Annotated in this window: 12 protein-coding genes; 9 read left to right on the top strand and 3 right to left on the bottom strand. The window is 69.3% G+C overall.

Going from position 1 to position 14384, the window contains the following annotated elements:
* Positions 1-4: 4 nt before the first annotated feature.
* The 5 genes from prpC (at position 5) to HZI36_RS11325 (ending at position 5973) form a co-directional block, all read left to right on the top strand.
* Complete coding sequence (gene prpC, locus HZI36_RS11345) at positions 5-1177, top strand: bifunctional 2-methylcitrate synthase/citrate synthase (RefSeq protein ID WP_179402744.1); 1173 nt, start codon at positions 5-7, stop codon at positions 1175-1177.
* 76 nt (positions 1178-1253) lie between these two features.
* Positions 1254-3848 (top strand): Fe/S-dependent 2-methylisocitrate dehydratase AcnD, encoded by a 2595-nt coding sequence (gene acnD, locus HZI36_RS11340; RefSeq protein ID WP_179402743.1) that lies wholly within the window; start codon positions 1254-1256, stop codon positions 3846-3848.
* 78 nt (positions 3849-3926) lie between these two features.
* A complete protein-coding gene (prpF, locus tag HZI36_RS11335; RefSeq protein ID WP_179402742.1) occupies positions 3927-5117 on the top strand; it encodes a 2-methylaconitate cis-trans isomerase PrpF in 1191 nt (396 codons plus the stop codon).
* 158 nt (positions 5118-5275) lie between these two features.
* On the top strand, positions 5276-5746 hold the full coding sequence (locus HZI36_RS11330) for an excisionase family DNA-binding protein (RefSeq protein ID WP_179402741.1): 471 nt from the start codon (positions 5276-5278) through the stop codon (positions 5744-5746).
* A complete protein-coding gene (locus tag HZI36_RS11325) occupies positions 5746-5973 on the top strand; it encodes a hypothetical protein (protein ID WP_246327050.1) in 228 nt (75 codons plus the stop codon). The genes HZI36_RS11330 and HZI36_RS11325 overlap by 1 nt, the downstream gene beginning before the upstream one ends.
* Before the next feature lie 2 nt (positions 5974-5975).
* Here the strand turns inward: HZI36_RS11325 and HZI36_RS11320 are convergent, their stop codons facing one another.
* Together HZI36_RS11320 and HZI36_RS11315 are read right to left on the bottom strand one after the other, a co-directional pair.
* Positions 5976-6419 (bottom strand): PaaI family thioesterase, encoded by a 444-nt coding sequence (locus HZI36_RS11320; protein ID WP_179402740.1) that lies wholly within the window; start codon positions 6417-6419, stop codon positions 5976-5978.
* A gap of 144 nt (positions 6420-6563) precedes the next feature.
* The gene (locus HZI36_RS11315; protein WP_179402865.1) at positions 6564-7673 is read right to left on the bottom strand and encodes an AGE family epimerase/isomerase; all 1110 of its coding nucleotides are present in this window, start codon (positions 7671-7673) and stop codon (positions 6564-6566) included.
* A 269-nt stretch (positions 7674-7942) separates the two neighbouring features.
* Between HZI36_RS11315 and HZI36_RS11310 the strand changes: the two genes are divergently transcribed.
* The 3 genes from HZI36_RS11310 (at position 7943) to HZI36_RS11300 (ending at position 9852) form a co-directional block, all read left to right on the top strand.
* Positions 7943-8929 carry a flagellar hook-length control protein FliK gene (locus tag HZI36_RS11310; RefSeq protein WP_179402739.1) on the top strand — a complete coding sequence of 329 codons (987 nt, stop codon included), beginning with the start codon at positions 7943-7945 and terminating at the stop codon, positions 8927-8929.
* 189 nt (positions 8930-9118) lie between these two features.
* The gene (locus tag HZI36_RS11305; RefSeq protein WP_179402738.1) at positions 9119-9274 is read left to right on the top strand and encodes a hypothetical protein; all 156 of its coding nucleotides are present in this window, start codon (positions 9119-9121) and stop codon (positions 9272-9274) included.
* Positions 9275-9369: 95 nt separating this feature from the next.
* Positions 9370-9852, top strand: coding sequence for a GNAT family N-acetyltransferase (locus tag HZI36_RS11300; protein WP_179402737.1), 483 nt, complete (start codon positions 9370-9372; stop codon positions 9850-9852).
* A 55-nt stretch (positions 9853-9907) separates the two neighbouring features.
* Here the strand turns inward: HZI36_RS11300 and HZI36_RS11295 are convergent, their stop codons facing one another.
* Entirely contained in the window at positions 9908-12661 is a 2754-nt protein-coding gene (locus HZI36_RS11295) for a heavy metal translocating P-type ATPase (RefSeq protein ID WP_179402736.1), read from the bottom strand.
* 282 nt (positions 12662-12943) lie between these two features.
* On the opposite strand from HZI36_RS11295, the gene HZI36_RS11290 reads away from it, so the two are divergent.
* Positions 12944-14362, top strand: coding sequence for a DUF1254 domain-containing protein (locus tag HZI36_RS11290; protein ID WP_179402735.1), 1419 nt, complete (start codon positions 12944-12946; stop codon positions 14360-14362).
* The last annotated feature ends 22 nt before the right edge of the window (positions 14363-14384 follow it).

Raw genomic sequence — 14384 nt, 5'->3', positions numbered from 1 at the left:
CAACATGAGCGAGACGAAAGACGCAGCAGCACCGGCCGCCGCAGGCGCATTCAAGCCGAAGAAATCGGTTGCGCTGTCGGGCGTGACGGCCGGCAACACCGCACTCTGCACGGTCGGCAAGACCGGCAACGACCTGCACTATCGCGGCTACGACATTCTCGACGTCGCCGAATCGTGCGAGTTCGAGGAGATCGCGCACCTGCTCGTGCACGAGACGCTGCCGAACCTGACCGAGCTCGCCGCGTACAAGACGAAGCTGCGCGCGATGCGCGGCCTGCCGAACGCGCTGAAGGCCGCGCTCGAGCAGATTCCGGCATCCGCGCATCCGATGGACGTGATGCGCACCGGCGTGTCGGTGCTCGGCACCGTGCTGCCGGAGAAGGACGACCACAACCTGCCCGGCGCGCGCGACATCGCCGACCGCCTGATGGCGTCGCTGGGTTCGATGCTGCTGTACTGGTATCACTTCTCGCACAACGGCAAGCGAATCGAGACCGAAACCGACGACGACTCGATCGGCGGCCACTTCCTGCACCTGCTGCACGGCAAGACGCCGTCGAAGTCGTGGGTCGACGCGATGCACACGTCGCTGATCCTGTACGCGGAGCACGAGTTCAACGCGTCGACGTTCACCGGCCGCGTGATCGCGGGCACGGGCTCCGACATCTACTCGGCGATCACCGGCGCGATCGGCGCGCTGCGCGGGCCGAAGCACGGCGGCGCGAACGAGGTCGCATACGAGATCCAGAGCCGCTACCGCACGCCGGACGAGGCGGAAGGCGACATTCGCCGCCGCGTCGAGAACAAGGAAGTCGTGATCGGTTTCGGCCACCCGGTCTACACGATCTCCGATCCGCGCAACAAGGTGATCAAGGAAGTCGCGCGCAAACTGTCGAATGAAGCGGGCGACATGAAGCTGTTCAGCATCGCCGAGCGCCTCGAATCGGTGATGTGGGACGCGAAGAAGATGTTCCCGAACCTCGACTGGTTCAGCGCGGTGTCGTATCACATGATGGGCGTGCCGACCGCGATGTTCACGCCGCTGTTCGTGATCTCGCGCACGTCCGGCTGGAGCGCGCACATCATCGAGCAGCGCGTCGACAACAAGATCATCCGCCCGAGCGCGAACTACACCGGCCCGGAAGATCTGAAGTTCGTGCCGATCGAGAAGCGCTGATCGGAAGCAGGCGGCATCGGCCGCGCGAGCGCTGGCCGGTGCCGCCTGAACGTCATACTCCAGGTTGCCCCACATCATGAATACCGCCTACCGCAAACCCCTGCCCGGCACGTCGCTCGACTATTTCGACGCGCGTGAAGCCGTCGACGCGATTCAGCCCGGCGCGTACGACGCGCTGCCGTACACGTCGCGCGTGCTCGCCGAGAACCTCGTGCGCCGCTGCGATCCGTCGATTCTCGCCGATTCGCTGAAACAGCTGATCGAGCGCAAGCGCGAGCGCGATTTCCCGTGGTTCCCGGCGCGCGTCGTCTGCCACGACATCCTCGGCCAGACCGCGCTCGTCGATCTCGCGGGCCTGCGCGACGCGATCGCGGACGCCGGCGGCGATCCGGCGAAGGTGAATCCGGTCGTGCCGGTGCAGCTGATCGTCGATCACTCGCTGGCCGTCGAATGCGGCGGCTTCGATCCGGACGCGTTCGCGAAGAACCGCGCGATCGAGGATCGCCGCAACGAGGATCGCTTCCACTTCATCGAATGGACGAAGAAGGCATTCGAGAACGTCGACGTGATCCCGCCCGGCAACGGCATCATGCACCAGATCAACCTGGAGAAGATGTCGCCGGTGATCCAGGCGCAGAACGGCGTCGCGTATCCGGACACCTGCGTCGGCACCGACAGCCACACGCCGCACGTCGACGCGCTCGGCGTGATCGCGGTCGGCGTCGGCGGGCTCGAGGCGGAGAACGTGATGCTCGGCCGCGCGTCGTGGATGCGGCTGCCGGACATCGTCGGCGTCGAGCTGACCGGCAAGCGCCAGCCCGGCATCACCGCGACCGACGTGGTGCTCGCGCTGACCGAGTTCTTGCGCAAGGAGAAGGTCGTCGGCGCGTATCTGGAGTTTCGCGGTGCAGGCGCGTCGAGCCTCACGCTCGGCGACCGCGCGACGATCTCGAACATGGCGCCCGAATACGGCGCGACGGCCGCGATGTTCTTCATCGACGGCCAGACGATCGACTATCTGCGTCTGACCGGCCGCACCGATGAGCAGGTGTTGCTCGTCGAGACATACGCGAAGCAGGCGGGCCTGTGGGCCGACACGCTGAATCACGCGCAGTACGAGCGCACGCTGACGTTCGATCTGTCGGGCGTGGTGCGCAACATGGCGGGTCCGTCGAATCCGCACAAGCGGCTGCCGACGTCCGATCTCGCCGCGCGCGGGATCGCCGCGAAGTGGGAAGAAACGCCGGGCCAGATGCCCGACGGCGCGGTGATCATCGCGGCGATCACGAGCTGCACGAACACGAGCAACCCGCGCAACGTGATCGCGGCGGGCCTGCTCGCGCGCAACGCGAACGCGCGCGGCCTCACGCGCAAGCCGTGGGTCAAGAGCTCGCTCGCGCCGGGATCGAAGGCGGTCGAGCTGTATCTGGAGGAGGCGAACCTGCTGCCCGATCTCGAGAAGCTCGGCTTCGGGATCGTCGCGTTCGCGTGCACGACCTGCAACGGCATGTCGGGCGCGCTCGATCCGACGATCCAGCAGGAGATCGTCGAGCGCGATCTGTACGCGACCGCCGTGCTGTCCGGCAACCGCAACTTCGACGGCCGGATCCATCCGTATGCGAAGCAGGCGTTCCTCGCGTCGCCGCCGCTCGTCGTCGCGTACGCGATCGCGGGCACGATCCGCTTCGACATCGAGAAGGACGTGCTCGGCCACGACGCCGACGGCAAGCCGGTCACGCTGAAGGATATCTGGCCGACCGACGAGGAGATCGATGCGATCGTCGCGTCGAGCGTGAAGCCCGAGCAGTTCCGCAAGGTCTACGAACCGATGTTCGCGCGCGTGGCGGACGCGGGCGAGCGCGCGGCGCCGCTCTATGACTGGCGCGCGCAGAGCACGTACATTCGCCGTCCGCCGTACTGGGAAGGCGCGCTCGCGGGCGAGCGCACGCTGCGGGGCATGCGCGCGCTCGCGGTGCTCGGCGACAACATCACGACCGATCACTTGTCGCCGTCGAACGCGATCCTCGCGAACAGTGCGGCCGGCGAATATCTGGCGAAGATGGGCCTGCCGGAAGAGGACTTCAACTCGTACGCGACGCACCGCGGCGATCACCTGACTGCACAGCGCGCGACGTTCGCGAACCCGACGCTCGTCAACGAGATGGCGGTCGTCGACGGCGCGGTGAAGAAGGGCTCGCTCGCGCGCGTCGAGCCGGAAGGCAACGTGATGCGGATGTGGGAAGCGATCGAGACCTACATGAACCGCAAGCAGCCGCTGATCGTGATCGCGGGCGCCGACTACGGGCAGGGCTCGTCGCGCGACTGGGCCGCGAAGGGCGTGCGGCTCGCGGGCGTCGAGGCGATCGTCGCGGAAGGCTTCGAGCGGATTCACCGCACGAACCTGATCGGGATGGGCGTGCTGCCGCTCGAGTTCAAGCCCGGCGTGAATCGCACGACGCTCGGCATCGACGGCACCGAGACGTTCGACGTGATCGGCGAGCGCACGCCGCGCGCGGATCTGACGCTCGTGATCCAGCGGAAGAGCGGCGAGCGCGTCGAGGTGCCGGTCACGTGCCGGCTCGATACGGCCGAGGAGGTGTCGATCTACGATGCGGGCGGCGTGCTGCAGCGCTTCGCGCAGGATTTCCTCGAATCGTCGCAGGCGGCATGATCGCGCGGTAGCGAATCGTTTTCGGGTCCGTTCGCTTCATCGGTGAACGGACCCGAGTCACTTCAGGTTATCGAAAAAATGGCTCATATCCCTCAAATCAAGGTTCCGGCGACTTATCTGCGCGGCGGCACGAGCAAAGGCGTGTTCTTCCGTCTGCAGGATCTGCCCGAGGCCGCGCGGCAGCCGGGCGCCGCGCGCGACGCGCTGCTGATGCGCGTGATCGGCAGCCCGGACCCGTACGGCAAGCAGATCGACGGAATGGGCGGCGCGACGTCGAGCACGAGCAAGACCGTGATCGTCGCGAAAAGCAGCCGGCCCGATCACGACGTCGATTACCTGTTCGGCCAGGTGTCGATCGACAAGGCGTTCGTCGACTGGAGCGGCAACTGCGGGAACCTGTCGGCGGCGGTCGGGCCGTTCGCGATCGCGGGCGGGCTGGTCGATCCGGCGCGCGTGCCGAAGGACGGCACCGCGATCGTGCGGATCTGGCAGGCGAACATCGGCAAGACGATCATTGCGCACGTGCCGATCACGAACGGCGAAGTGCAGGAGACCGGCGACTTCGAGCTCGACGGCGTCACGTTCCCGGCGGCCGAAGTGCAGCTCGAGTTCATGGACCCGGCGGCCGAGGAGGAGGGCGCGGGCGGCTCGATGTTCCCGACGGGCAACCTCGTCGACGATCTCGACGTGCCGGGTGTCGGCACGCTGAAGGCGACGATGATCAACGCGGGGATTCCGACGATCTTCGTCGAGGCCGACGCGATCGGCTACACCGGCACCGAGCTGCAGGACGCGATCAACGGCGACGCGAAGGCGCTCGCGATGTTCGAGACGATCCGCGCGCACGGCGCGTTGCGGATGGGGCTGATCAAGTCGCTCGACGAGATCGCGACGCGGCAGCATACGCCGAAGGTCGCGTTCGTCGCGAAGCCGGTGGACTACGTCGCGTCGAGCGGCAAGCCGGTCGCGGCGGGCGACGTCGATCTGCTCGTGCGCGCGCTGTCGATGGGCAAGCTGCATCACGCGATGATGGGGACGGCGGCGGTCGCGATCGGCACCGCGGCGGCGATTCCGGGCACGCTCGTCAATCTCGCGGCCGGCGGCGGCGAGCGGCAGGCGGTACGGTTCGGGCATCCGTCCGGAACGCTGCGGGTCGGCGCTCAGGCGACGCAGGAGGGCGGCGAGTGGGTCGTCACGAAGGCGATCATGAGCCGCAGCGCGCGCGTGCTGATGGAAGGGTGGGTCAGGGTGCCGGGGGATGCGTTCTGAGGACGATTGAGGGCGGAGCGGCTGGGACCGCTCCGCTGCGGTGCACTTGTTTCGCTTATTGCATTTATTGCATTTGCTTCCGCCATCAGCTATGCTGGCGTGCATGCGCCATGCTTGGCTGACGGCGCTGTTGCGAGTTCTTGGAAGGAAACATCGACATGCGCACCGTAGATCGAATCCGCGAGGTTGCTCCTCCGCGAATGACAGAGCGCGAACAGGAAATGGCGCGCGTCGCACAGCGATGCATCATGGAGGCGCTTGATCACTCGCGTGCCGCAGCAATCACGCTCACGACGGACAACGGGGAGCACCCTTCCATCGACGTTCCGCCAGCAGCGCTGAAGCTCATTGGCCAGCTATTGGGCGCAATGAGCGAAGGACGTTCGGTTCTCCTGACATCGGCGAACCGGGAGTTCACCACGGTGGAGGCCGCGCATTTTCTCAATGTGTCGCGCCCATTCGTCATCAAGGAAATCGAAGAGGGCCGGTTGCCGCACCGAATGGTCGGCACACACCGACGGATCGCCTTTGACGATCTAGTCGCATACGCAAGCCGGATGCGGGAGAAGCAGGCCGCCGCTCTCGAACGCATGGCCGACAACGCTCGCGAGTTGGGACTGGATTACTGATGGCGGGATACGCACGCTACACCGCGCTGCTTGATGCGTGCGTTCTTTTTCCACTGGCCATCACGGACGCGTTGATGAGCCTGGCGACCGCCGGGCTTTATGCCGCGAAATGGACGCGGCAAATCGAGCAGGAATGGATTGCAGCGCTGGAGGAGCAACGGCCCGATCTCAAGGGCAGGCTTGAAACTCGACGAGACTGCATGCGTGAGGCGTCGGACCTGATCTGATATCAGGCCCCTTCCTCCGGCCCTCCCGCGACTTTCCCGTCTCCGACCCGATTGATCGTACCCTGCGCGATCGCGACGAGCCGCTCGTGATCGCCGTCGATCACGAACACGTGACACTGGCAGGTCGCCTGTTGCCGCCCCGCATGGACGAGCTTCGCGCGCGCGACGAGCGTGCCGTTCACGGCGGGCCGCAGATAATTGATCTTGTATTCGCCGGTGATGACGCGCGGGCCGAGCGCGAGCGCGCCCGCGAACGTCAGCGCGTTGTCGGCGAGATAGCTGATTACGCCGCCGTGCACGAAGCCGTGTTGCTGCCGCAGTTCGTCGCGCACCGGCAGGCACAGCGACACCTCGTTCTCGCCGATGTGCATCAGCTCCGTGCCGAGCAGCACGCTGAAGGGTTGCGCGCGCAACGCGCCGCGCGCGTGATCCACGATATCCGTCATCGCCTTGCCCCACATCGAGTGCCCGCTTGCGCTCCACTCTAGGAAGGGGGCCGCCGATAAGCAAGGAAATTCGCGCCGGGCATGCCGCGCAGCGCCGCCCGCCAGGCGGGCCAGGAAACCGGCGCACACACGCTTCGCTCGAGATTACGCGTCGGCCGGCAGCGCAGCGTAGGCGGTCGCGAGGTGGTAAGGCGTCGTCGACGGCATGTCCGCGCGCGACACGTCGCCCGCGGCCGTCCTGCATTCGACCCAGCCGCGCGGATGCAGAAAGCGCGCGGCGAAGCGCTCGATCTGTGTCGCGAGCGGCGCGGACGAGCCGGTGCCGCCGTGTGTTGCGAGCGCGCGCAGATATTCGGTCTGCGCCCAGATCCGCTGCGTGCCGTCGAGGCACGCGCCCCGCGCGTCGAGCGCGGCACTCACGCCGCCGGTCAGCGGGTCGACGCCGTGACGTTCCGCGAACGTGATCGCGCGCGACAGCGCATCGCGCAGCGCCGTCTGCGCGACGCGCTCGCCGGCCGCCTCGACCAGATAGAACCACTCGAACTGATGCCCGGGCTCGAAGCGGTTGCCGGCCGTGCCGAGCGGCAATTCGGCGACGCAGCCGGTCGCCGCGTCGACGAACGTGTGCTCGATCGCGCGCGCGGTATGCGCGAGCGCGTCGGCGAACGCGGTGTCGTCGAACGCGTCGTCGGCGGCGAGCCACGCCTCGGTCAGATGCATCAGCGGATTCTGCAGCGGCCCGCTGCCCGACGACGAGAAGTCGTCGTGACGCGCGGCGTCGAGCAGCGCGTCACCGCGATGCGGCGCGAAGCGGTCCCGGATCAGCGCGGCGGTTTCCTCGGCGACACCGCGCGCGTCGCGCTCGCCGGTTGCCGCGAAATGCGCGGCGCACGCGAACACGACGAACGCGTGCGTATACAGATCCTTCGTCGTGTCGAGCGGCACCCCCGCCGCGTCGACGCTGTAGAACCAGCCGCCGTGGCGCGGATCTCGAAAGCGCCGGCGCAGCGAATCGAACAGCGTCGCTGCGTGCTCCACGTCGCCCGCCTGCGCGAACACGAACAGCTGCCGCGCGCACGCCATCGCGCGATAGCGCGTGACGGGCAGCGGCGCGTGGGTTGCCGGATCGACGGCCTCGAACGGCAGACGCAACGTGCGGTCGAACCCCGAACCTCGCCAAAGCGGCAATATGACATCGGCGAAATGGCCGCGCAGCTTGGCGGCCTGAGCGGAAGCGGAATCTGGAACGGACATGGCGACGGTGGGCATCTGAATCGAATCGTGTCGGCGCGGCGCACACGCGCGAGCCGGGCTCAAGGATAAGGCATTCCGGGCGGCCGACGGCACAAAGGCGGCATTCCGATGCCCGGCAACATGGAACGCGTGATGCGGCGGCGGCTCGCGGACGGCCTCGTCGACGACGAATGCGTACGAATGAGTTGTCTCGTATGTCTCGCATGAGACAATGTGCGCTTCCGACCCTGTCCGCGGTTGCCCGCACGGTGTGCCGCGTTCCGATCTCGATGACCGATTCCGCCGCCTCCATTCGTCCCCGTTCCGATCGTCCGTCCACGAGGCCGCGCCGCCGGTCCGCCGCCACGGCGGCCGCGAGCCGAGCGCCCGCGCGGGCGGTCGCGCGGACGCAGCCTGCCGTCGACGCGCTGCCGGGCGATGCGTCGCGCGACGCGCACACGCTCGATCTGTTCGGCGACCGTCCGGTCACGGCGGGGGCTGACACGATCGACGTGGCGGAGAAGCCCGTGGAGGCGGATGCGCCGGTCGACGCTTCGACGGATCGGACCGCCGATGTGCCGGCGGACGGGGACGCATCGACGAAACCGGATACGGCCGTCGACGAGCCGGTGGAGCGCCGGCGCGAACCGGCGCGCCGCCGCGGCAGAACCGGCGACGCACCGGCCACGGCGCGCGCAGGTGCGCGCTCGCAGCCCGGAACGAAGCGGCGTCAGGCCGCCACGGCCGAAGTCGCACGCGAGCCGGACGCGCGCCCGGCGCCGCCAGCCACCGTTCAGGCCGCATCGTCGCAAGCGGCTGCTTCCGCCGAACCGTCCGAGCCTTCAGTGTCTCCCGCAAATGCGGCCGGGACGGCGCCTGCCGAAGCCGCGCAGGCGATCGACATCGACACGCATGTGCGCCCGCTCGCCGAGCGCCTGTCGGCGTTGCAGGTCGAGGCCGCCGCGCTACGCGCCGGCGCCGACCGGGAAATGCGGCGCGTGAATCGTCTGCTGCTGGCGCTCGGGCTCGTCGTGCTGATTGGTCTCGTTGGGCTGGTCCTCCAGACGATGCAGCTATCCCGCGCGAAACAGGATGTTGCGGCGCAACAGCAACGAATCGATCGTCTGACTGCGCTGCAGATGTCGCAGCAGGCGACTTTGGCGACGCTCGCCGAGCACGACAGCGCGCTGACCGCACAGATCGACCGTCTCGAACGCGCGACGGCACGTGAGACGGCGGCGGCGAAGCGCCTGCGGCGCGGCCGGGCGGGGCATTGACGAAACGGCCGCTAACGCTCCGTAAATGCTCCGCAAACGCCCCGTTTACGCTCCACCGAACCGGCACCTACCGGCCGCCTGCCGCCGGTGCAAAAAAATGTTGCGACGCACTAGGCAAATCTCGGGAAAACCCTTAGAATCGCTTCATGTTCTAGGGAAAACCCTAGTCAATCTTGCCAGGAGTCACACATGAGCTTCATTCTCGCCATTCTGAAAAAAATCGACGATATGTTCCCGGCCGCGATTCTGCCGCTGGACAACGATTACTCGTACCAGGCGCGCCGCGCCGAAATCGAGCGCCAGCGCAAGGCAAGCTTCCCGCCGGTCGATACGTTCGGTCGCTGATTCCCGAGTTGTTCCCGCTGCACGTCACGCCGTCGCGCAATTGCGCGGCCCGCTCGCTACACTGAAGCTTCCTTCAGGCTCCGGCGGGGCTCGCCATGTTGCAGATGCGGCCGATGACGGCCAGCGAATTCCGCGCCTACCGTGCGCGGGCCATTGCAGGCTATGCGCGCGATCTCGTCGCGTCCGGGCAGAACGATGCGGCTGATGCGCCGGTGCGCGCACAGGCCTGTTTCGATACGCTGCTGCCCGACGGCTTGCTGACCGAAGGTCAGACGCTGCTGTCGCTCGTCGATGACGCGAGCGGCGACGCAATCGGCGATCTCTGGTATGCGATCTTGACCGAAGGTCCGAATCGCGCGCTGTTCATCTACGACCTCGAAATCGAGCCGTCCCGCCGGCGCCAGGGCTGGGCGTCGCGCGTGCTCGACGCGCTCGATGCCGATGCGCGCCGTCGCGGCATCGCCGAGATCGGGCTGTCGGTGTTCAATCACAACGCGGCCGCGCGTGCGCTCTATCGCGCACGCGGCTTCGCGCCGATCACGACGACGCTGATCAAGTCCGTCGTTTCCTCGAGCTAGCGGCGTTCGCCGCTTCTGTCCGATTCTTTCCGATTCGATGCGTTGTGCGCATCGCTCACCGCACCCGACCCTTCCACGTCCGCAGCAGTAGCGCGTTCGTCACGACGCTGACGCTCGAGAACGCCATCGCCGCGCCCGCAATCACCGGATTCAGCCAGCCGAGCGCCGCGAGCGGCACGCCGATCAGGTTGTAGACGAACGCCCAGAATAGGTTCTGCCGGATTTTCCGGTACGTGCGCCGCGAGATGTCGATTGCGTCGGCGACGAGCGCCGGATCGCCGCGCATCAGCGTGATGCCGGCGGTGTGCATCGCGACGTCGGTGCCGGTCGCCATCGCGATGCCGATGTCGGCCGCGGCGAGCGCGGGCGCATCGTTGATCCCGTCGCCGACCATCGCGACGATCCCGCCGTGCGTCTGCTTCAGCGCCGCGACGACGCGCGCCTTGTCGTCCGGCAGCACCTGCGCGTGGAATTCGCTAATTCCGAGCGACGCGGCGACCGCCGCCGCGCTGCCGCGGTTGTCGCCGGTCACGAGCACGCTCACGATGCCGCGCGCGCTCAGCGCGTCGATCGCGGCGCGCGCGTGCGGCTTCGGCGTGTCGCCGAACGCGATCAGTGCGAGCACGGCGCACGGCGCGTCGGCCTGCATCAGCCAGGAGATCGTGTTGCCCGCGCGCTCGAGCGCCGCGGCGCGCGCGTCGAGCGCCGGCGGGACCGAGATGCCGAACTCGTCGCGCCAGCGCGTGCTGCCGAGTGCGATGCGCCGGCCGTCGATGCGCGCTTCGACGCCGCGTCCGGCGACGGCGCGGGCGTGGGTCGCGTGCGGCGTCCGCGGTGTCGCAGGCGTTTCAGTCGACGCAGGCAAATCGGGCATCGATGGGGGCGTCGGGGGCGTCGACGGCGCGATCGCCGCGGGCGTGACCTCGCCGTGCGGCGCGACAGCCGTGCGCGTTTGCATGTCATACGCCGCGACGACCGCCCGCGCGAGCGGATGATCGCTGTGCCGCTGCACGGCCGCGGCGAGCGCGAGCGCGTCGGCGCGCGCGATGCCGATGGCGTCGAACGCGGTGACGGCCGGCTTGCCTTCGGTCAGCGTGCCGGTCTTGTCGAACGCGATCACGGTCGTGCGTTGCGCGAGTTCGAGCGCCAGTGCGTCCTTGATCAGCACGCCGTGGCGCGCCGCGACGCCGGTGCCCGCCATGATCGCGGCCGGCGTGGCGAGGCCGAGCGCGCACGGGCACGCGATCACGAGCACCGCGACCGCGTTCAGGATCGCCGTCTCGGTGCCCGCGCCGGCGATGAACCATCCGATCAGCGTGAGCGTCGCGATCCCGAGGATCGCCGGCACGAACACCGCGCTCACGCGGTCGACGAGCCGCTGGATCGGCGCCTTCTCCGCCTGCGCGGATTCGACGAGGCGGATGATGCGCGCGAGCGTCGTCTCCGCGCCGATCGCGGACGTCTCGACGACGAGCGCGCCTTCTCCATTGATCGAGCCGGCCGTCACCGGCGCGCCGGGGTCTTTTGCGACGGGCAGGCTTTCGCCGGTGATCAGCGATTCGTCGACGTGCGAGCGGCCCGACACGATCTTCCCGTCGACCGGCACGCGCTCGCCGGGCCGGACGCTGACGATCGTGCCGACGCGCACGTCGGCGAGCGGCGCGTCGCGTTCGACGCCGCGCTCGACGATCCGCGCGCGATCGGGGCGCAGCGCGTTCAGCGCGCGGAGCGCGTCGGTGGTCTGGCGCTTCGCGCGTGCCTCGAGCCATTTGCCGAAGCGCACGAGCGTGACGATCACCGCCGACGCCTCGAAGTACAGATGCGGCGTCGCGCCGGCCGGCCCGCGCAGCAGCAGCCAGACACTAAGCCCGTACGCGGCCGACGTGCCGAGCGCGACGAGCAGATCCATGTTGCCCGCGCGTGCCTTCAGCGCATGCCACGCGGCGCGGTAGAAGCGTGCGCCGAGTCCGAACTGCACGATCGACGCGAGCGCGAGCTGGAGCCAGCCGGGCAGCATCAGGTCGAGGCCGAGCGGCGCGGCCAGCATGGGCGCGACGAACGGCGCGCTCAGCAGCGCGGATACGATCACGAGGTCGCGCTCGCGGCGCGCGGCGTGTTGCTTGCGGGCGTCGGCGCCAGCGGCGTCGGTGGCGGGCGACGCGGACGGCGGCGCCGAGCCGGCGCCCGGAGCCGGCGGCGGCTCGGCGGCGACGGGCGACGCGGTATATCCGGCTGCCGTCACGGCAGCGATCAGCGTCGCGGAATCGAGCGGGCCGCCGGCTTCGACCGTCGCGCGCTCGGTCGCGAGATTGACCGACGCGCGAGTGACGCCCGGCACTTTCGCGAGCGCTTTCTCGACCCGGGCCGAGCACGACGCGCAGGTCATCCCGTCGATGTCGAGTTCGACGGTTGCCGTTGCGGTCGCCTCCGGTACCGCTGCCGTAGCGGCGGACGCCGCCATCGCCGCCATCGCCGAACTCTCCGAACTCTCCGAACTCTCCGCGCTCCCCGCGCTCCCCGCGCTCCCCGACGCGGACGACGCTTCGCCGGCCCCCCCACCGCTTTGTTCAACGGCTTCCAGCCGCGCGCGATACCCGGCCTGCTCGACCGCATCGACGAGCCGCGCCGGATCGACCGCGTCCCGCACGGCGACCGTTGCCGCTCGCGCGGCCAGATCGACGGTCGCGTCGACCACGCCCGGCACGGCCGTCAGCGCGCGCGACACGCGGCCCGCGCATCCGCCGCAGTGCATCCCTTCGACCGTCAGCACGATCGTGCCCGTGTCGAGCGAAGCGGAATGTTCAGTCATCTCGGTTTCCCCAAGGCGCGGCCGAAACCGCCAACCTGTGCAGTATCGACATTCCCATCATGGGAAGGTCAAGCGCGGCCGTCGAGTGGACGGGCATGCGGCGCGCGTGCGTCGCCGGTGCCCGCACTGTCTTTGTCCGCGCGACGAAGGTAGGATACTGCCCATCCCGCAACGGGGCTTACCCGGCCGGCGCGCACGCTACGAGGATTGCAACACGCACGCGCCTGCCGTCGATCAACGCGTGCGGTCCGACCGCACGTCTGCGACGTCACGACCAATCAAATGACAACAATTCGCCGAAAAACGGCCTTTGCGGCGCGCGCATGCGTGCCGCTGGCCGTCGCCGCGCTCCTCGCGGGCTGCGCCGCGCGACCGGACGCGATCCCGCAACAGACCGGCTGGATGCGCGCGGAAGTATCCGATGCCTATCTGTATGCGTACCCGCTCGTGCTGATGGAAACCGCGATGGACGCCGCGACCGCGCCGGACGGCGACGGCGCGCAGCCCGGCCGCGCGCCGCTGAACGTGCTGCGTCACGCGCATGCGCCGGCGCCCGTCGGCGCGGCGAATCCGGCGCCGCCGGGTGTCGATACGCTCGACTCGACCGGCTGGCTCGACGTCGAAGCCGGGCCGGTGATCGTCACGCTGCCCGCGATCCGCGGCCGCTACTGGGACGCGCGCGCGCTCGACATGTGGACCGACGTGCTGTGGTCGTCGGGCGCGGCCGTTCACGGTGCCCGTGCCGCCGTCCGCCAGCAGACGATTGCGTTCGTCGCGAAGGGCTGGCAGGGCGAACTGCCGGCCGGCGCGACGCGCGTCGACGTGCCGACGCGCCACGCGTGGTTCGCGCTGCGGATTCGCTCGACCGGCGGCCGCGATGCCGCCGCGGTGCGCAAGCTGCAGAGTGCGATCCGGATCGCGTCGTCGGCGGCCGGCCCGTCGCCGGTCAGGGACCCCGCCCTGGGCGATGCGCCGCACGCCGGCACGCCGGCCCAGCAGGTCGCCGTGCTCGACCCGGCGGCATTTTTCACGCATTTTGCGCGGGCGCTCGCGGACGACCCCGCGCCCGGCGACGACCCGCATGCGCGGCAGATGCTCGCCGACATCGGCGTCGCGGCCGGCGCGCCGGTGCGCTGGTCGGGCGACCGGCTCGCGGCCGCGAGCGCGGGCGTGGCCGACGCGCGCGCGCGGCTCGCGTCGCCGCCGCCGAACCTGCTGGCCGCGAACGGCTGGCGCTGGCTCGGCGACGCGGCCGGCCGCTACGGCGACGACTACGTGCTGCGCGCGTACGCGGCGAGCACGCGGTTCGGCGCGGCGACCCGCGACGACGAGACGGTCGCGCTCGTGCGCGTCGACAGCGACGGCCATCCGCTGAACGGCGCGAACCGCTACGTGCTGCATTTCTCGCGCGCCGCGCTGCCGCCGGCGCGCGCGTTCTGGACGCTCACGCCGTACACGGCCGCCGGCGCGCTGCCGGACGTCGGCGCGCATCGCCGCTCGCTCGGCGACGTCGACCGGCTGCGCCGCAATCGCGACGGCTCGATCGACGTCGTCGTGTCGGCAGCCGCGCCGGGTGGCGCGCGCGCTTCGAACTGGCTGCCCGCGCCGCGCGCGGATTTCGCGCTCGCGCTGCGGCTCTACGCGCCGATGCCGAACGCGACCGACGGCACGTGGCAGCCGCCGGCCGTCGTGCGCGAATGAGCGTGCGCCGGCGGTGCGCGCC

The sequence above is a fragment of the Burkholderia guangdongensis genome (genome assembly GCF_013403875.1).
GTDB classification, from domain to species: Bacteria; Pseudomonadota; Gammaproteobacteria; order Burkholderiales; family Burkholderiaceae; genus Burkholderia; species Burkholderia guangdongensis.
Note: the sequence above shows the minus strand (reverse complement) of the source record. Positions and strands in the feature narration are given on the sequence as shown.

What these genes read in the sequence shown, in the direction of transcription:
- HZI36_RS11295 (WP_179402736.1), bottom strand. Translation starts at nt 12,661, where the DNA reads ATGACTGAACATTCCGCTTCGCTCGACACGGGCACGATCGTGCTGACG.
- HZI36_RS11330 (WP_179402741.1), top strand. Translation starts at nt 5,276, where the DNA reads ATGCGCACCGTAGATCGAATCCGCGAGGTTGCTCCTCCGCGAATGACA.
- HZI36_RS11290 (WP_179402735.1), top strand. Translation starts at nt 12,944, where the DNA reads ATGACAACAATTCGCCGAAAAACGGCCTTTGCGGCGCGCGCATGCGTG.
- HZI36_RS11305 (WP_179402738.1), top strand. Translation starts at nt 9,119, where the DNA reads ATGAGCTTCATTCTCGCCATTCTGAAAAAAATCGACGATATGTTCCCG.
- prpF (WP_179402742.1), top strand. Translation starts at nt 3,927, where the DNA reads ATGGCTCATATCCCTCAAATCAAGGTTCCGGCGACTTATCTGCGCGGC.
- HZI36_RS11320 (WP_179402740.1), bottom strand. Translation starts at nt 6,419, where the DNA reads ATGACGGATATCGTGGATCACGCGCGCGGCGCGTTGCGCGCGCAACCC.
- HZI36_RS11310 (WP_179402739.1), top strand. Translation starts at nt 7,943, where the DNA reads ATGACCGATTCCGCCGCCTCCATTCGTCCCCGTTCCGATCGTCCGTCC.
- acnD (WP_179402743.1), top strand. Translation starts at nt 1,254, where the DNA reads ATGAATACCGCCTACCGCAAACCCCTGCCCGGCACGTCGCTCGACTAT.
- HZI36_RS11315 (WP_179402865.1), bottom strand. Translation starts at nt 7,673, where the DNA reads ATGTCCGTTCCAGATTCCGCTTCCGCTCAGGCCGCCAAGCTGCGCGGC.
- HZI36_RS11325 (WP_246327050.1), top strand. Translation starts at nt 5,746, where the DNA reads ATGGCGGGATACGCACGCTACACCGCGCTGCTTGATGCGTGCGTTCTT.
- HZI36_RS11300 (WP_179402737.1), top strand. Translation starts at nt 9,370, where the DNA reads ATGTTGCAGATGCGGCCGATGACGGCCAGCGAATTCCGCGCCTACCGT.
- prpC (WP_179402744.1), top strand. Translation starts at nt 5, where the DNA reads ATGAGCGAGACGAAAGACGCAGCAGCACCGGCCGCCGCAGGCGCATTC.